The following is a 16,301-nucleotide window of genomic DNA, read 5'->3' on the forward strand; positions in this document are numbered from 1 at the left end:
TTTTTTTAGGAATTAGGTGGCTATTACTCAGCGTATAGCGCTAAATTGGAAATGACTGATTTTGGCTCAACAAACTCTGATTCAATTTTTTGTTTGTCTTTTACCATTCGTATCCCATCGAGAATTATTTTATCATTTTCCGACAGTCCTTTGCTTACAATAAACAAATGAGGTAATTCTCCTCCCACCACTATTTCCCTTTGTCTTACAACATTATCCTTATCTACGATGAACACATACTTTTTATCAAGAATTTCGAAAGTTGCTTTTTGCGGAATTATAATGACATCTTTAAAAGGAACTTTCATAAGAATACTGCCTGTTTCACCATGACGTAAAATACCATCAGGATTGTTAAAAGTGGCTCTAAACGCAATGTTTCCGGTTTCATTATTAAAATCGGCCTCAATAGTTTCTACAATTCCTGACTGGTTAAACTGTTTGTTATTTGCCATTAATAGATTAACTACTTTTTTACTGCCTTTCTCTGAACTCATGATATAGTCTAAATACTCAGCTTCTGGAACGTTAAAGTACACCCACATTTTACTGTTGTCAGACAGTGTGGTTAATAACTCCCCTTCGTCTAAAAGACTACCTTCTCGTACCTCCAAATGATCCATAATACCATCGAATGGCGCTTTAATATTTGTAAAGCCTAAATGTGTTTTTGCTAAAGACACTTCTGCATTGGCTTTTTCATATTTTGCTTTTGCCATTGCTAATTCGTTTGCAGAAACTACGTTGCCATCGGCTAAAAGTTTAGTGTTTTGCAACTCAATTTCAGCTACTTTAGCCTCCGCAGCTGCTTTTTGCAAGTCTGCCTGATAAACGTTTTGCATGATTTGGAACATTTGTTGTCCCTTTTTTACCGATTGACCTTCGTCAACTGAGATTTGTTTTAAATATCCTTTTTCTAAAGCACGTAACTCAATATGTCTAATGGCATGTATTTGACTCACGTAATCTTTTATTATTATTGTGTCTTTTTTAATCGGACTTGTAACTAAGAATTTTGCTTCCTCTTTTTTTTCTTCTTTTTTAGAGTTGCAACTTGTGATAAGTAATAACACAAGTAAACTATTAATCAAATGAATTTTCTTCATTTTAAATTATATTTTTTAATTATTGAAAGTAAAATTGATTGATTGGAATACACGGCAGATGAACCTGCTGCATACCAAATTGGATACTCCAAAGGAGTATGATTCATAAAGGGATTTACCCTTTAAAACCTAAATAAAAAGGAAAGAATATCAAATTAATAAAACCTGATACTTTAAAAAAATTTTGTTAGCAAAAGTAAAGTTATCAGTTGCAGTTAGCCGTACGCTTTGCTGATAATCTTCTAATAAACAACGTAAATCATTACCCTGAAATACATGTAAACTATTACCATTCTTTAAATGATTAGAATGATCTGATGTTTTTATTTCTTCAAATTCGAGAACATCTACTATTGTAACCGATAAACCTTTGGAATGATTTGTGTTTTGTGCATTTAAAAAGGCACTTAAATACACATCATTAACCAAGTTAACATTAGAGTCCTCAGAAGTGGAGCAATCAATACTATCGGAATGATATAGAGAAAATATTGTTGAGTTCGCATTTAGATTTGCGAATCCGACTAGCAAAAGCGTGCTTAAGCCAAGTAAATAACTATAAAGTTTTCTCTTCATTCGGAGAACAAAATTATATCAAGAATTTATCCCTGCAAATTATTAGTATCAAATCTTTTAGCGAATATTTCATTTTTATTAATTGCAATAGTTTTTTGCGTAAAAATCTATTTCAAATCATAAAATGGGCATCTATTTTATGAATTTATCAAACATTTGATTCATATGCTGCAACTTATCTAAAATTAAAAACATCAATTTATTCTATTTATACCATAACTTTAAGTGATATAAAACAAAACAATCACCTAAAAACAAATAATAGAAAGATCTTTTTTAGAAAAATCTAGTTTTTATCTTCTAGCAAGGGTACAAAGCGGAAAGAACCATATTCTTTTTTTTCGAATTCTTTTTCAGATTTTCGGATAAAAACAGTCATTATTTGATCTTCGTCTCCAACAGGTATAACCAATTTACCCCCAATTTTTAATTGTGCTAAAAGCGGATTTGGTACATAAGGTGCACCTGCTGTTACAATAATACCGTCGAAAGGCGCTTCTTCTGGTAATCCTTTATAACCATCACCAAAAATATATTTCTTAGGTCGATAGCCCATTTTAGTGAAAAACAATTTGGTTTTCTTGAACAATTCTAATTGTCTTTCTATGGTATATACTTTTGCCTTTAAATGCAATAAAACAGCTGTTTGATAGCCACTCCCTGTGCCTATTTCTAATATTTTATAATTTGGCTTTACCTCCAACAACTCGGTTTGAAAGGCAACAGTGTAGGGTTGTGAAATTGTTTGCTCCGCTCCTATTGGAAACGCTTTATCTTGATATGCATGATCTTCAAAACTACTATCTAAGAATAAATGGCGAGGTACAGCTTTAATTGCTTCTATTACATTCTTAGCCATAATACCCTTTTCTACAAGTATTTCAGCCAATTTATTGCGCATGCCTTTATGCTTATGTGTATCTTTCAATGGGTTTGGTTTTGAGCTACGAAGTTAAAAAAACAGACGTATAAATCTTGATTAAATAATTTAAAAAAATATATTAAAATGCTTTTTCTCTGTAAATCAAATTGCAAATCGATTTAAGTATCCCTATTTTTGAAAAAATAATTTTTATGCTCAAAATTGGGGTTCTCGGCGCAGGACATCTTGGAAAAATTCACTTACGATTACTAAATCAATCTGAAAAATATCATTTAATAGGTTTTTACGATCCTGATGCTATCAATGGAAAAAAAGTAGCAGATGAATTTGGCTATACTTATTTTGATAATATCAATAAATTAATTGATGCTGTTGATGTCGTCGATATTGTTACTCCTACGTTATCACATTTTGATTGCGCTAAAAAGGCTATTGAAAAAGGCCGACATATTTTTATTGAAAAACCAATTACCAACACACTTGAAGAGGCGGAAGAATTGCTTTTTTTAGAAAGAAAACATACTATAAAAGGTCAAGTTGGTCATGTAGAACGTTTTAATCCTGCATTCTCTGCAGTGAAAAATATGATTCACAATCCTATGTTTATAGAAACACATAGATTGGCAGAATTTAATCCAAGAGGTACCGATGTACCAGTGGTTTTAGATCTAATGATTCATGATATAGATGCAATACTGAGTGTTGTACATTCTAAAGTAAAAAATATTAATGCTAGTGGTGTTTCTGTAATTAGCAATTCTCCAGATATTGCTAATGCCAGAATAGAATTTGAAAATGGGTGCGTTGCTAATCTTACAGCTAGTAGAATATCACTCAAAAACATGCGTAAATCTCGCTTTTTTCAAAAAGATGCTTATATATCTGTCGATTTTTTAGAAAAGAAGGTTGAAGTGGTAAAAATGAAAGATGCCCCTGAGAAACCAGGAGATTTTGATATGATTCTACAAAATGCAGAAGGGGTAAAAAAGCAAATCTATTTTGAGAATCCAGATATTGAAAATAATAATGCCATTTTAGACGAGTTAGAAACTTTTGCTGATGCTATAAATAATGACACTACTCCAGTAGTTAGCCTTGAACAAGGTACAAATGCTTTAAGAGTAGCCTTACAAGTAATCGCATCTTTTTAAACGAATATAATTATGAAAAACATAGCAGTTATAGGCGCTGGAACAATGGGCAATGGAATTGCACACGTTTTTGCACAAAACGGGTTTCAGGTTCATCTTATTGATATTTCAGCAGCATCTTTAGAGAAAGGTCTAGCAACAATTACCAAAAATTTAGATCGGATGATTGCTAAGGATGCCATCACCGAGGCTAATAAAGCGGTTACGCTTGCGAATATAAAAACCTTTACAACTTTAAGTGAGGGTGTTGCTCAATCTGACTTAGTAGTGGAAGCTGCAACGGAGAATATTGATTTAAAATTAAAGATTTTTAGAGAATTAGATTCTGTTTGCAATGAAGATACAGTCCTTGCAACAAATACTTCGTCAATATCCATAACACATATTGCATCGGTCACTAGCAGGCCAGATAAGGTTATTGGAATGCATTTTATGAATCCCGTGCCTATTATGAAATTGGTAGAGATTATTAGAGGCTACAATACTTCTGATGTAGTAACCCAGCAAATTATGGACTTGTCCATTAAACTTGGAAAAACACCTACCGAAGTAAATGATTACCCAGGTTTTGTGGCTAATAGAATTTTAATGCCCATGATTAATGAAGCCATTGAAACCTTGTATAATGGTGTTGCTGGCGTTGAAGAAATAGATACTGTTATGAAATTAGGAATGGCACACCCTATGGGTCCGTTGCAATTAGCAGATTTTATAGGCCTTGATGTTTGCCTTTCTATTTTAAACGTAATGCATGACGGATTTAAAAATCCGAAATACGCTCCTTGCCCACTGCTTGTAAATATGGTAATGGCGAAAAAACTAGGTGTTAAATCTGGTGAAGGCTTCTATGATTATGCCACATCAAGAAAAGCAGAAATTGTAGCAAAAAGCTTTAAAAAATAATTTAGAAAGATTATATATGTCCATCGCTGAAAATCTAAAAATTATTAAACAAAATATTCCTAAAGAAGTGACTTTAGTGGCTGTTTCTAAAACAAAACCTATTGCTGACTTAATGGAAGCGTATGAAGCAGGACAACGCATTTTTGGAGAAAATAAGATTCAAGAAATGACCCAGAAATGGGAAGCATTACCTAAAGACATTGAATGGCATATGATTGGACATGTACAAACCAACAAGGTTAAATACATGGCGGAATACGTTGCTTTGGTACATGGCGTAGATAGTTTTAAACTACTAAAAGAAATTAATAAACAGGCTAAAAAACATCATAGGACAATTAATTGCCTTTTACAAGTGCATATTGCAGAAGAAGAAACTAAATTTGGTTTAGATAAAACCGAATTGTTAGAGCTACTAAACTCTGATGAATTTAATGCGTTGAAGAATATTAAAGTGATTGGTTTAATGGGTATGGCCACATTTACTGATAATGAAGTTCAAGTTAGAAAAGAATTCAAATCACTTTACGCTTTATTTAAAGATGCAAAAACAATAGTTAATACCTTAGATACAGTCTCCATGGGAATGAGTGGAGATTACAAAATTGCAATAGAAGAAGGCAGTACAATGGTACGAATAGGAAGTAGTATTTTTGGCAGTAGATAAGAAAGTAATCATACCAAAAAAAAACAGATATAATTGAATTCTGAATACAAGCGATGTATACAATATTAGATATTGAGACCACAGGAGGGAAATATAATGAAGAGGGTATTACAGAAATAGCTATTCATAAATTTGACGGTCACCAAGTAGTTGATCAGTTTATTAGTTTGGTGAATCCTGAAAAGGAAATTCAACCTTTTGTCGTAAATCTAACGGGTATTAGCAATAAAATGCTAACCACCGCTCCTAAGTTTTATGAAGTTGCAAAACGAATAATTGAAATTACTGAAGATACGGTCTTAGTTGCCCACAATGCTCAATTTGATTATCGCATTCTACGAACAGAATTTAGACGTTTAGGGTATAATTTTGAACGAAAAACTATTTGCACAGTAGAACTAGCTCAAAAATTATTGCCAGAGGCAGACTCGTATAGTTTAGGCAAATTGGTACGCTCCTTAGGAATACCGGTTAGTGATAGGCATAGAGCAAATGGTGATGCATTAGCAACCTTAAAACTATTTAAACTCCTTCTCTCAAAAGATGTTGATAAAACAATCATTAAGAGTATAATGAAAGCCGAAACACTTGGCGAGCTATCCCCAAGGCAATTAGACATAATTGAAGAACTGCCCTCAGAAGTTGGCGTTTTTTATATGCATAATAAAGACGGTGAGATTATTTTACTTAACAAGAGTAATAACATAAAAAAACGTGTAAATCAATATTTTACAAATAGCGGAAATAGGGCCAGAAGAATACAAAAAGAAACAAAACGAGTTACGTTTGATAAAACTGGCAATGAATTAATCGCTTTATTAAAAGAAAACGAAGAATTGGTTCGGAATAAACCTAGATACAATTCGCATTCCAAAAAAAAATTATTCTCAGTTGGCGTATATGTCATTCCTAATGAAAATGGATATTTACAACTAAGAGCAGAGAAAATAAATAACTCCATTCATCAAAGAATAGCAACTTTCAATAGTATAATTGCTGCTGAAAATTTTTTATATGCCCTAAGAGATGAGTTTAACTTGTGCAATAAATTAAACGGACTATCACAGGCTAAAACACATTGCGCAAATTATAGTGAAGAAAAATGTTTAGGAGCGTGCATTAAAAAAGAATCGGCCGATTCTTATAATGAAAGAGTTAACCAGGCAGTTACTAAATATAGTTTAGAAGGAAAAAATATTGCCTTAATTGATAAAGGGAGAGTTTTAGGAGAGAAAAGCGTAATTTTAATAAAAAATGGTATCTTTAAAGGGCTAGGTTTCTGCGATTTAAATTATCAAATCAACAATTTACCCATTTTAGAAACCATAATAACTCCGATGAATGGTAATGAAAACACCGCGCATATTATCCAATCTTATTTACGAAAAAGAAAAGTACATAAAATAATGGACCTTAATTTATAACCGTTGCAAATAGAGAAATCAGATAAAGGTTGGAAAAGTAAGCTTCATGAAATTATTTATGAAGCAGATACTCCAATGGGTAAATGGTTCGATATAGTTTTGATTTTTTTAATAATTATTAGCGTTATTTTGGTAATGCTAGAGAGTATTAAAGATATCGATGCAAAATATCATAACATTTTACTCGCTTTAGAATGGGTAATAACCATATTTTTCACCATAGAATATATCGCTCGAATTATTTGTATAAAGAAACCCGCGCATTACATTTTTAGTTTTTATGGGATTATTGATGTTTTATCAACCATACCACTTTACGTATCATATATACTAGCAGGCTCTCAAGTATTATTGGCTATTCGCGCTTTTCGATTGTTACGTGTTTTTAGAATATTAAAACTTGTTAGGTTTCTTGGCGAGGCATCACAATTAAAAAATGCTTTAAAAGCAAGTAGAGCAAAAATTACTGTATTCCTTTTTGCGGTCTTAATCGTTTCTGTTATTCTTGGTAGCCTAATGTACATAGTTGAAGGCGAAGAAGCCGGTTTTACTAGCATTCCTATTAGTATTTATTGGACTATTGTAACATTAACCACTGTTGGTTATGGAGATATAGCTCCAATTACACCGCAAGGTCAAGCCATAGCAACTATAATTATGCTTGTAGGTTATGGTATCATCGCTGTACCCACTGGCATTGTTACCGTAGAGTTTGGCAAGCAAACAAAAAATGCTACAAGTGCTAAAGAAGGTACCTATGTTCATGTAAATACACAAGCTTGTACCACTTGCGGAAAAGAAGGTCATAGGGATGATGCATCACATTGTTATAACTGCGGAAGTAAATTATAATGACTAAAACACTTATTTCTGTTGTAGGGCCAACGGCTATTGGTAAAACTAAATTAGCTATTGAATTAGCACAATACTATAAAACCGAAATCTTATCCGCAGATTCTAGACAGTTTTTTAAAGAAATGAATATTGGTACTGCCGTACCTTCAATAGATGAACTTGCCGCTGCCAAACATCATTTTATTCAACATAAGAGTATTCATGACCCCTATTCGGTCGGAGATTTCGAAAAAGAGGCTATTGCTTTACTTGATAAACTTTTTCAAAGGCATGATATTATTATTCTAGTGGGCGGAAGTGGACTCTATGTAGATGCTATAACTAAAGGATTGGATAATTTCCCGAAGGTAAACCAAGAAATTCGAGAAAATCTTAATAAAGAATTACAAACAAAAGGTGTTACTGCCTTACAAGAACAATTAAAATCGTTGGATTTGGATTACTATAACAAGGTTGATATTCAAAACCCACATAGATTAATAAGAGCATTAGAAATTTGTATTGGTACAGGAAAAACCTACTCTTCTTTTTTAAACAAAGAAAAAACCAAAAGGTCATTTAAGGTACTTTCTGTTGGAATTAATGCAGAGAGAGAAAGTATATACAAAAGAATCAACGAAAGAGTAGATCTTATGATTGAAAATGGTTTGATAAATGAAGTTAAAGGATTAATCGAATACAAGCATTTAAATGCCTTACAAACTGTTGGTTACAAAGAACTATTTAATTATTTTGATGGCCTATGGGATATTGAATTTGCAATATCTGAAATAAAGAAAAATACCCGTAGGTTCGCTAAAAGACAATTGACATGGTTTAAAAAAACTGAAGGTATACTCTGGGTAGATTATAAATACGATGTAGCAACAATTATTTCAAAAATAGAAAGCTTGAAAAATGATGAATAAAAAAGGAATGGTCTTTTTTGTAATGGGTGTTTCCGGTACCGGCAAAAGCACTGTAGGAAAGTTATTAAGTTCTGAATTTAATATTCCTTTCTATGACGGTGATGATTACCATCCGCAAGCAAATATTGATAAAATGGCTGCTGGAAACCCTTTGAATGATGATGATCGTTTAGAATGGTTACAAACATTAAATGAATTAGCAAATGACAATAAAGCTACAGGAGTTGTTATTGCATGTTCATCATTAAAGAAAAAATACAGAACACTTTTAAGCAAAAATCTAAAAACACATTATTTTATATTTTTAGAAGGATCTTTCGACTTAATTTTTGACAGAATAAACAAAAGAAAAGATCATTTTATGAGCTCTGCGCTTTTGAGATCTCAGTTTGACACCTTAGAAACACCAGATAAGTCAGAATCTGTAATTACTATTCCCATAACTAAAACACCTGAGGAAATCATAGCGGTCATTAAATCAAAAATAATGTAATGGAGAGTCAATTAATCTTAGCTGTAATTTTAGGGATTGCCATACTTTTATTTTTAATCTTAAAATTAAAAATTAATGCTTTTATAGCTTTACTTATAGGCAGCATAACGGTAGGATTAGTAGCAGGATTAAATGCCAATGAAATTATTGACACCGTAAAAAACGGAATGGGCGGAACTTTAGGTTTTGTTGCTACGGTTGTAGGCTTGGGTGCAATGTTCGGTGCAATTTTAGAATTTTCAGGTGGCGCTAAAACCATTGCCAATTTTATGATCTCGAAATTTGGATTAAAGAACGCCCCTACTGCTATGGTTGTTTCTGGTTTTTTAATAGCAATTCCTGTATTCTTCGATGTGGCATTTATTATTCTTGTACCCATGATATACGCTTTACAGCGTAAAACAAAAAAATCGTTATTGCTATATGCTATTCCATTATTGGCAGGTTTAGCTATTACACATGCTTTTATTCCTCCAACACCTGGACCAATTGCAGTTGCAGAAATTATTGGCGCAGAATTAGGTTGGGTAATCTTAATTGGTTTTATAGTAGGTATTCCTACTGCCTTGGTAAGCGGTTTAGTTTTTGGAAAATATATATCAAAGAAAATACATGTAGATGCTCCAGAAGAAACTACGGATAACACACATGAAACGATTCCGAATATTGGAATAACGCTCGTAATTATTAGTGTTCCTATCGTTTTAATACTTTTAAATACCGTTGTTAATAGTGGATTAATTGGTACGGTAAATGCCAAACTGATAAATATTATTGACTTAATTGGCCATCCATTTACAGCATTAATCATAGCCAATATTCTAGCGTGGTACTTTTTTGGTATTAGAAGAGGTATTAGCAAAGAAAAGCTATTTAGAATTACTAGCAAATCTTTAGAACCTGCAGGAACCATAATTTTACTAACTGGAGCTGGTGGTGTTTTTAAACAAGTACTTACCAATACTGGTGCAGGTGAGTTATTAGCGACTTCATTAAGTGATGCCGGTTTTCCGATATTAGCATTTGCATTTATCAGTGCAGCAGTTGTGCGTATTATTCAAGGTTCTTCCACAGTCGCTATGATTACTGCGGCAGGTTTAATTGCTCCTCTATTGGTGAATGCAAGTTTAGGAAAGGCGGAATTGGCCTGTCTTGTGATTGCTATTGCATCTGGTGCTAGTATATTTTCACATGTAAATGATAGTGGTTTTTGGCTTGTGGGTCAATATTTAAGAATCACCGAAAAACAAACCTTTAAATCTTGGACAATAATGACAACGATTTTAGCAATAACTGGTTTTATTACGGTTTGTATAATTAACTTATTTCTATAAAAAAACCCATTTGATTGCTCAAATGGGTTTTATATATTTTGTGGTTTTTTATTCTTCAGTTTTTACAACCAATCTAAAACCTTCTCCGTGTATATTTAGTATCTCAACAGATTCATCAACTTTTAAATACTTTCTAAGTTTAGCAATATAAACGTCCATACTTCGAGAGGTAAAATAATTATCATCTCTCCATATTTTTGTTAGCGCTAATTCTCTTGGCATTAAATCATTTTCATGTAAAGCTAATAAACGTAATAGTTCATTTTCTTTTGGAGATAATTTAATAGGCTCTTCATCTTTAAACTTTAAGAATCGCAATTTAGAATTTAATTGAAACTGACCAATTGTAAATTCAAATTTACGACTATCCGCCAAGGTACTAGATGCTTTTCTTTGAAGTATAGCTTTAATCTTCATTAACAATACCTCTGAATCAAAAGGTTTGTTTAAATAGTCATCAGCTCCTGCTTTATACCCTTTTAACACATCTTCTTTCATGGTTTTAGCAGTTAAAAATACGATTGGCACATGCTCATTTTTTTCACGTATTTCTTTTGCTAATGTAAAGCCATCTTTATAAGGCATCATTACATCTAAAATACAAATGTCATAATTATCCTTTTTAAATTTCTCAAACCCCTCCATTCCATTTTTTGCCAAAACAACATCAAAATCGTTCATAGACAAATAATCTTTAAGAACAATCCCGAAATTTGGGTCATCCTCTACCAAAAGTATTTTCTTGTTTACTGTCTCCATAATTATTATTTATATTAAAGGTAGTTTTACAAAGAAAGTACTACCCTTACCTTTCTCACTCTCTGCATAAACTTCACCTTGATGATCTTCTATTATTCTTTTTACATAGGCAAGGCCTAAGCCATGACCTTTTACATTATGTATATTTCCGGTGTGCTCTCTGTAAAACTTTTCGAAAACTTTTTTCAATACCGCTTTACTCATTCCTGCTCCTTGGTCTTTTACTTTTATGATGATGTAATTATTTACACGTTCCGTGTACACATCAATTTTAGGTGCCTCTGGTGAATATTTTATAGCATTGTCTAACATATTCACAATTACATTGGTAAAGTGCATGTCGTTAGCTAAAACTTCACTATTGTCGGCATCTAAATGCAAATTAATATATCCACCTCTATCTGCAACAATTAATTCTACATGTGCCATGGCGTCATGTATTATGTCGTGGACATCTACTCTATCCTTACTTATATCCAATTGCTTTTTTTCTAATTTGGAGATGCGTAAGACATTTTCTACCTGAGCGTGCATTCTTTTATTCTCTTCTTTTATCATATTCAGGTAACGCTCTACCTTTTCCTTATCTTCAATTATTTTAGGATTCCTGATAGCCTCTACTGCTAGATTTATGGTTGCTATTGGAGTCTTGAATTCATGTGTCATATTATTGATAAAGTCGGACTTGATTTCAGATATTTGTTTTTGCTTTAATATCTGATAAATAGCGCTTGTATATGCAATAACAATAACCAAAGTAAATAATAATGACAAAATTGCCATTGGCAGTATCGTCTGTATTAAAAATTTCTTCTTAGCAGGGAAATTAACTAATAATGTAAAATTACTTTCCCCTTCGGAGTCTTTAAAAATTGGATACTTATAAATTTTATTACCGTTAGAAATTTTAAATTTCCGCGACTTTACTTTAGTTGGTAATCCTCGACTATAAATACCATATTGATATTCCGTATTTATATTTCTATTTTTTAATTCCTGATCAAGTAATAACTCTATTTCTTGTTTGGTAACTCTTTGGTGTATTGGCTTAAGTTTTGCACTTTCTTTAAAAACATCTTCATAGGCTACCTTATCCATTGCTGTTAAACCTCCTATTTTCTCAACTTTCTGTATAGGTGTTAAAACATTGGATCTACCATCAAGTCCAAAATCTTCTTTAAAAATGGTTTTATTACGAATACTTGTATAGTTTTTTAATACGGCTGAGTCGGATCCCATTCCAAAATTACTGTTGTCAAAGAACGTTGATGGCACGTTATAATTTTCTTCTAATATGCCGTGTGAATAATACGTTATCTCGTTAGAGTTCATATCTCTTTCCATGAAAAAGATATTCTTTAACAATTCTGGAGTTCTTGCTTGCCCCCCTATACTATCCCTAATTTTTAAAAGCTCGCTAGTATAATCTCCTAGTTCCCTTTTTTCAATTTTCTCAGTGACTTTGTTTAAAACCTCAGTCACCATATTCGTAAATTGCTCTTCCTTATCTTCTACTGATTGTTTTATCCAATATCCCTGAACAAAAATTATCCCAATTAGAGATACGCTCATTAAAACGACTAGTAGAATAAATAACCGTTTATTCATCGCGGTAAAATTAAAAATTTAACAGATAGAAGTTAATGCGTTTAACCTAACCTTAACAAAAATGTTAAAATTATTTTGTACTTAAGGATATTTTAAGAAGTTGCTTGTGAATTTCACCGACTTTTTTCACAGTTTCTTTGTAATCCAAGTTATTAATTATGAAATCTGACAATGGTATTTTTTCAGAATCTAACCATTGATTTGCCATACGCTCCTGGATTTTTTCGATTGTTAGATCATCGCGCTCTAAAACCCGTTGTATTCTAATCTCTTCTGGTGCGGTTACCAATATTATCTTATCATACTTTTCATGGCTGGAATTCTCGAAAATGATGGCGGTTTCTTGAATTACATATGGGGCTTCTTGGTTTTTAACCCAATCTATAAAATGTGTTCTAACCGCAGGGTGAACAATGGAATTTAACTTAGCTAAAAGATCTGAATTGGTAAAAACTTTGTCGGCAATGAATTTTCTATTTAGTTGTTTGTTATCGTACGCTTCATTACCAAATAGTTCCTTTATTTTTTTTATTAAAGGTTTTGAACTCACCATTAACAATTTAGCTTCATGATCCGAGTTGTAAATTGGCACATTTAGTTGTGCAAACATTTCTGCAACTGTTGATTTTCCACTTCCTATCCCTCCTGTTAGTCCTACAACCATCATTTTCGTTTTAGAATAAAGGTTATTTCATGCACCATCAATTGAGCAGATTTTAGTGTTTCTGGAAATCTTCGCAACTCTATAGTTAAGTTTTGCTGACCACTATCTTGCAATGAATTATAATCCGCAATTACTTCAAAGTCAAAAGATTCCAATGCAACTAAATCTTCAATTTTGCCTTTACATAAAACCTCCACTTCATTAGGAAAAACTTTAATGTTAAATTCCTCAGGAATATTAACAACTGTAATAGGTACGGTAATAATTTTTTCAGAAAAACGTACGACAGTACCAGATACGGTAACATTTTTGGCGCTAAATGATAGGTTATTCTTATTCTCCGGAATTTGCAATGTCAAATATTCTGTAAAATTAGCATTAACATCAACAATAGTTTTTTCCTCGGTTTTTATCCCTGAAATTTTATTTAATTCGTCTATTGGCCCCTTTAACAATATACTATCTGGGCGAATTTTTAATGTAGAATCTAATATGAAATTTTGCTCAAGATTAATATTTAATCTAGAAATAACAGGTACTTTTTTAGAAGCGATTGAAAATAGTTCTAACACAATAGCCTCTCCCTCGTCTATCTTTATTAATTCCATAGATTTTGGCAACTGATCTTCTATTTGTTTTTTATAAGCACTCGTAGATACAGCGTAAACATTATTATTAAGTTGCACCTTAGACACATCTATTCGAATATTTTTATTCTTTAACATGAATCTTAAAAAGGTGAATCCACTTGCTTTTAATTGTACAACAATTTTGTTTTTAGAGGCCCCAATAAATTGCAAATTATCTGGGATATTTATATAATCCACATCAAAAACAGCTCTACCACTAGTGTTTTCAGACAATCTAGTAATAAACCAAGCTACACTTGAGAACAATAGAAATACTAAAAAGATTTTCACCTTTCGCTTCTGAAAACTTTTTTTAATTTGAATCATTCGTAAACTTAGTTATTTAATAAAAAAGAGCTTTGGAAATAATTCTTGTGGACTTTTTTTATTAAAGTTAAGCAAGATTGTTGATTTTAAAAAACCATAACCGTAACCAACAAATTGTATCACTACAGCAACCAAAGCTAAAATAGCTATAGCTATGTTTTTATTTTTTAATAAGGAATCGATAAATAAGACAATAAAATATAAAACAAACAAATATATTGGAAATGTAAACCCTGCTGCTGCCAATATAAATGCAACCACAAACCCTAAACAAAAGATGGTAGGAAACCAATACGTTATTTTTTTAGTTTCGGGGTGCCAAGCATTTAAAATGGGTCGTACCATTCCAAATTTATTTACCTGAATATAAAACTTATTCCAATCTATTCTTCGTTTATGATATACAAAAGCTTCTGGAATTAATTTTGTTTGAAAACCGTTGTTCCAGATTCTTATAGTTAAATCCGGATCTTCACCCGGGTGAATATTTCCATATCCGCCTGTTACCTCAAAGGCTTTTTTAGAGATGCCCATGTTAAAACTTCTAGGCTGAAATTTATCAACTGAGTTTTTTCCTCCTCGTATACCTCCAGTAGTTAGAAAAGATGTCATGGCGTAATTAATAGCCTTCTGTATCATAGAGAAGCTTTCATGCGCAGCATCTGGCCCGCCGAAGCAATCCACATAATTTTTTTCTAGCGCCTTACTAGCTTCAGTTAAATATTGCGGTGGTAAAATACAATCAGAGTCTAATACAATAAAATAATTGCCTTTAGCCCTTTTCATGCCATAGTTCCTAGAATCTCCCGGACCACTATTTGGCTTTTGCAAATATGTAATATTTAATCTTGACTGAAATTCTGAAACAATTTCCTCGGAACTAATAGTGGAGCCATCTTCTACAATTACAATTTCATAGGGCAAAGCATACGTTTGCTCTAAAAGACTCTCCAACAATTCTTTAATTTCGTTGGGTCTATTAAAAACAGGTACTATAAAAGAAAAATCTAGTTTCATTCGTAATAGCTATAAATATAAAAGCCACTCGAAAATTCGAATGGCTTTCGATGTATTATTTCGAAATTTTATTTACTAAAATATTCAATAACTTCTTGACTTACTCCAGTATTAGAGAATCCACCATCATGGAAAAGATTCTGCATGGTTACTTTTTTAGTTAGGTCTGAAAATAAAGAAACAGTATAATCTGCACAATCCTGAGCAGAAGCATTACCTAAAGGTGACATTTTTTCGGCATAACTAATAAAACCGTCGAAACCTTTTACTCCTTGTCCCGCAGTAGTAGGTGTAGGAGATTGAGAAATAGTATTTACTCTTACTTTTTTCTCTTTTCCATAGAAGTAACCAAAACTACGTGCAACTGACTCTAAATATGCCTTATTATCAGCCATATCATTATAATCAGGGAATGTACGTTGTGCAGCCATATAGGTTAGCGCTACGATACTACCCCATTCATTCATAGCATCGGCCTTGTACAAGGTTTGCATTACTTTATGAAATGATAATGCTGACACATCCCAACCTTTTGCCGTGAAATCGTATTTTTCATCTGTGTAATGTCTTCCTTTACGAACATTAACAGACATACCGATAGAATGTAATACAAAGTCTAATTTTCCACCTAGAATTTCGGTTGCCTTAGCTACTAAATTTTCTAAATCTTCTTCGCTTGTTGCATCTGCTGGAACAATTTCTGAGCCAGTTTTCTTCGCAAGAGCATCAATCTGGCCCATACGCATTGCTATTGGCGCATTTGTTAAAACAAATTTCCCTCCTTCAGCATGCACGCGCTCTGCTGTTTTCCATGCAATTGAATTTTCATCTAAAGCTCCGAAAATTATTCCTCTTTTTCCTTTTAATAGGTTGTATGACATTTTATTCGTTTTAGTATTCTATATTAATTCAAAGATATTAAAAATTGAATTGTTAAATTATTTGAATCTTAGTTAATTTGATTATTGATGGATTTCTATCTAATATACCCATTAAT

General features: G+C 32.3%; 17 protein-coding genes. 8 read left to right on the plus strand and 9 right to left on the minus strand.

The window, feature by feature from the left end; all coding sequences use genetic code 11:
- Positions 1–23 precede the first annotated feature (23 nt).
- The 3 genes from B8963_RS12990 to B8963_RS13000 all read right to left on the minus strand — a co-directional run bounded on the left by B8963_RS12990 (position 24) and on the right by B8963_RS13000 (position 2,610).
- The gene (locus B8963_RS12990) at positions 24–1,106 is read right to left on the minus strand and encodes an efflux RND transporter periplasmic adaptor subunit (protein WP_084062014.1); all 1,083 of its coding nucleotides are present in this window, start codon (positions 1,104–1,106) and stop codon (positions 24–26) included.
- A gap of 150 nt (positions 1,107–1,256) precedes the next feature.
- Positions 1,257–1,682, minus strand: coding sequence for a hypothetical protein (locus tag B8963_RS12995; RefSeq protein ID WP_084062017.1), 426 nt, complete (start codon positions 1,680–1,682; stop codon positions 1,257–1,259).
- Between the two features lie 286 nt (positions 1,683–1,968).
- Entirely contained in the window at positions 1,969–2,610 is a 642-nt protein-coding gene (locus tag B8963_RS13000) for a protein-L-isoaspartate(D-aspartate) O-methyltransferase (protein ID WP_084062020.1), read from the minus strand.
- A 146-nt stretch (positions 2,611–2,756) separates the two neighbouring features.
- On the opposite strand from B8963_RS13000, the gene B8963_RS13005 reads away from it, so the two are divergent.
- The 8 genes from B8963_RS13005 to B8963_RS13040 are packed head-to-tail and all read left to right on the plus strand — an operon-like array spanning position 2,757 to position 10,300.
- Positions 2,757–3,716: a Gfo/Idh/MocA family protein gene (locus tag B8963_RS13005; RefSeq protein ID WP_084062193.1), complete on the plus strand. Its 960-nt coding sequence runs from the start codon at positions 2,757–2,759 to the stop codon at positions 3,714–3,716.
- 12 nt (positions 3,717–3,728) lie between these two features.
- A complete protein-coding gene (locus tag B8963_RS13010) occupies positions 3,729–4,619 on the plus strand; it encodes a 3-hydroxyacyl-CoA dehydrogenase family protein (protein ID WP_084062023.1) in 891 nt (296 codons plus the stop codon).
- A 16-nt stretch (positions 4,620–4,635) separates the two neighbouring features.
- A complete protein-coding gene (locus B8963_RS13015; RefSeq protein WP_084062026.1) occupies positions 4,636–5,286 on the plus strand; it encodes a YggS family pyridoxal phosphate-dependent enzyme in 651 nt (216 codons plus the stop codon).
- Between the two features lie 53 nt (positions 5,287–5,339).
- On the plus strand, positions 5,340–6,710 hold the full coding sequence (locus tag B8963_RS13020) for an exonuclease domain-containing protein (RefSeq protein WP_084062028.1): 1,371 nt from the start codon (positions 5,340–5,342) through the stop codon (positions 6,708–6,710).
- A gap of 9 nt (positions 6,711–6,719) precedes the next feature.
- Positions 6,720–7,562 carry an ion transporter gene (locus B8963_RS13025; protein ID WP_394334735.1) on the plus strand — a complete coding sequence of 281 codons (843 nt, stop codon included), beginning with the start codon at positions 6,720–6,722 and terminating at the stop codon, positions 7,560–7,562.
- On the plus strand, positions 7,562–8,473 hold the full coding sequence (miaA, locus tag B8963_RS13030) for a tRNA (adenosine(37)-N6)-dimethylallyltransferase MiaA (RefSeq protein WP_084062033.1): 912 nt from the start codon (positions 7,562–7,564) through the stop codon (positions 8,471–8,473). Before B8963_RS13025 ends, miaA begins: the two co-directional genes overlap by 1 nt.
- Complete coding sequence (locus tag B8963_RS13035) at positions 8,463–8,966, plus strand: gluconokinase (protein ID WP_234989666.1); 504 nt, start codon at positions 8,463–8,465, stop codon at positions 8,964–8,966. The genes miaA and B8963_RS13035 overlap by 11 nt, the downstream gene beginning before the upstream one ends.
- A complete protein-coding gene (locus B8963_RS13040; RefSeq protein WP_084062039.1) occupies positions 8,966–10,300 on the plus strand; it encodes a GntP family permease in 1,335 nt (444 codons plus the stop codon). Before B8963_RS13035 ends, B8963_RS13040 begins: the two co-directional genes overlap by 1 nt.
- Before the next feature lie 48 nt (positions 10,301–10,348).
- On the opposite strand, the gene B8963_RS13045 is transcribed toward B8963_RS13040, so the two are convergent.
- The 6 genes from B8963_RS13045 to B8963_RS13070 all read right to left on the minus strand — a co-directional run bounded on the left by B8963_RS13045 (position 10,349) and on the right by B8963_RS13070 (position 16,185).
- The gene (locus B8963_RS13045) at positions 10,349–11,059 is read right to left on the minus strand and encodes a response regulator transcription factor (protein WP_084062042.1); all 711 of its coding nucleotides are present in this window, start codon (positions 11,057–11,059) and stop codon (positions 10,349–10,351) included.
- 9 nt (positions 11,060–11,068) lie between these two features.
- The gene (locus B8963_RS13050; RefSeq protein WP_234989667.1) at positions 11,069–12,631 is read right to left on the minus strand and encodes a sensor histidine kinase; all 1,563 of its coding nucleotides are present in this window, start codon (positions 12,629–12,631) and stop codon (positions 11,069–11,071) included.
- Between the two features lie 106 nt (positions 12,632–12,737).
- The gene (coaE, locus tag B8963_RS13055; protein WP_084062048.1) at positions 12,738–13,334 is read right to left on the minus strand and encodes a dephospho-CoA kinase; all 597 of its coding nucleotides are present in this window, start codon (positions 13,332–13,334) and stop codon (positions 12,738–12,740) included.
- Entirely contained in the window at positions 13,331–14,287 is a 957-nt protein-coding gene (locus tag B8963_RS13060) for a YbbR-like domain-containing protein (protein WP_084062051.1), read from the minus strand. The genes coaE and B8963_RS13060 overlap by 4 nt, the downstream gene beginning before the upstream one ends.
- Before the next feature lie 12 nt (positions 14,288–14,299).
- Positions 14,300–15,304, minus strand: a complete 1,005-nt coding sequence (locus tag B8963_RS13065; RefSeq protein ID WP_084062054.1) for a glycosyltransferase family 2 protein — start codon at positions 15,302–15,304, stop codon at positions 14,300–14,302.
- Between the two features lie 68 nt (positions 15,305–15,372).
- Positions 15,373–16,185 (minus strand): enoyl-ACP reductase FabI, encoded by an 813-nt coding sequence (locus tag B8963_RS13070; RefSeq protein WP_084062056.1) that lies wholly within the window; start codon positions 16,183–16,185, stop codon positions 15,373–15,375.
- Between the last annotated feature and the right edge of the window lie 116 nt (positions 16,186–16,301).

It is taken from the genome of Cellulophaga tyrosinoxydans, from assembly GCF_900176415.1.
In the GTDB taxonomy this organism is placed as follows: domain Bacteria; phylum Bacteroidota; class Bacteroidia; order Flavobacteriales; family Flavobacteriaceae; genus Cellulophaga; species Cellulophaga tyrosinoxydans.

Excerpts from the sequence above, each read along its gene's own strand:
- B8963_RS12990 (WP_084062014.1), bottom strand. The coding sequence starts at position 1,106 with ATGAAGAAAATTCATTTGATTAATAGTTTACTTGTGTTATTACTTATC.
- B8963_RS12995 (WP_084062017.1), bottom strand. The coding sequence starts at position 1,682 with ATGAAGAGAAAACTTTATAGTTATTTACTTGGCTTAAGCACGCTTTTG.
- B8963_RS13005 (WP_084062193.1), top strand. The coding sequence starts at position 2,757 with ATGCTCAAAATTGGGGTTCTCGGCGCAGGACATCTTGGAAAAATTCAC.
- B8963_RS13010 (WP_084062023.1), top strand. The coding sequence starts at position 3,729 with ATGAAAAACATAGCAGTTATAGGCGCTGGAACAATGGGCAATGGAATT.
- B8963_RS13015 (WP_084062026.1), top strand. The coding sequence starts at position 4,636 with ATGTCCATCGCTGAAAATCTAAAAATTATTAAACAAAATATTCCTAAA.
- B8963_RS13020 (WP_084062028.1), top strand. The coding sequence starts at position 5,340 with ATGTATACAATATTAGATATTGAGACCACAGGAGGGAAATATAATGAA.
- miaA (WP_084062033.1), top strand. The coding sequence starts at position 7,562 with ATGACTAAAACACTTATTTCTGTTGTAGGGCCAACGGCTATTGGTAAA.
- B8963_RS13035 (WP_234989666.1), top strand. The coding sequence starts at position 8,463 with ATGATGAATAAAAAAGGAATGGTCTTTTTTGTAATGGGTGTTTCCGGT.
- B8963_RS13040 (WP_084062039.1), top strand. The coding sequence starts at position 8,966 with ATGGAGAGTCAATTAATCTTAGCTGTAATTTTAGGGATTGCCATACTT.
- B8963_RS13045 (WP_084062042.1), bottom strand. The coding sequence starts at position 11,059 with ATGGAGACAGTAAACAAGAAAATACTTTTGGTAGAGGATGACCCAAAT.
- B8963_RS13050 (WP_234989667.1), bottom strand. The coding sequence starts at position 12,631 with ATGAGCGTATCTCTAATTGGGATAATTTTTGTTCAGGGATATTGGATA.
- coaE (WP_084062048.1), bottom strand. The coding sequence starts at position 13,334 with ATGATGGTTGTAGGACTAACAGGAGGGATAGGAAGTGGAAAATCAACA.
- B8963_RS13060 (WP_084062051.1), bottom strand. The coding sequence starts at position 14,287 with ATGATTCAAATTAAAAAAAGTTTTCAGAAGCGAAAGGTGAAAATCTTT.
- B8963_RS13065 (WP_084062054.1), bottom strand. The coding sequence starts at position 15,304 with ATGAAACTAGATTTTTCTTTTATAGTACCTGTTTTTAATAGACCCAAC.
- B8963_RS13070 (WP_084062056.1), bottom strand. The coding sequence starts at position 16,185 with ATGTCATACAACCTATTAAAAGGAAAAAGAGGAATAATTTTCGGAGCT.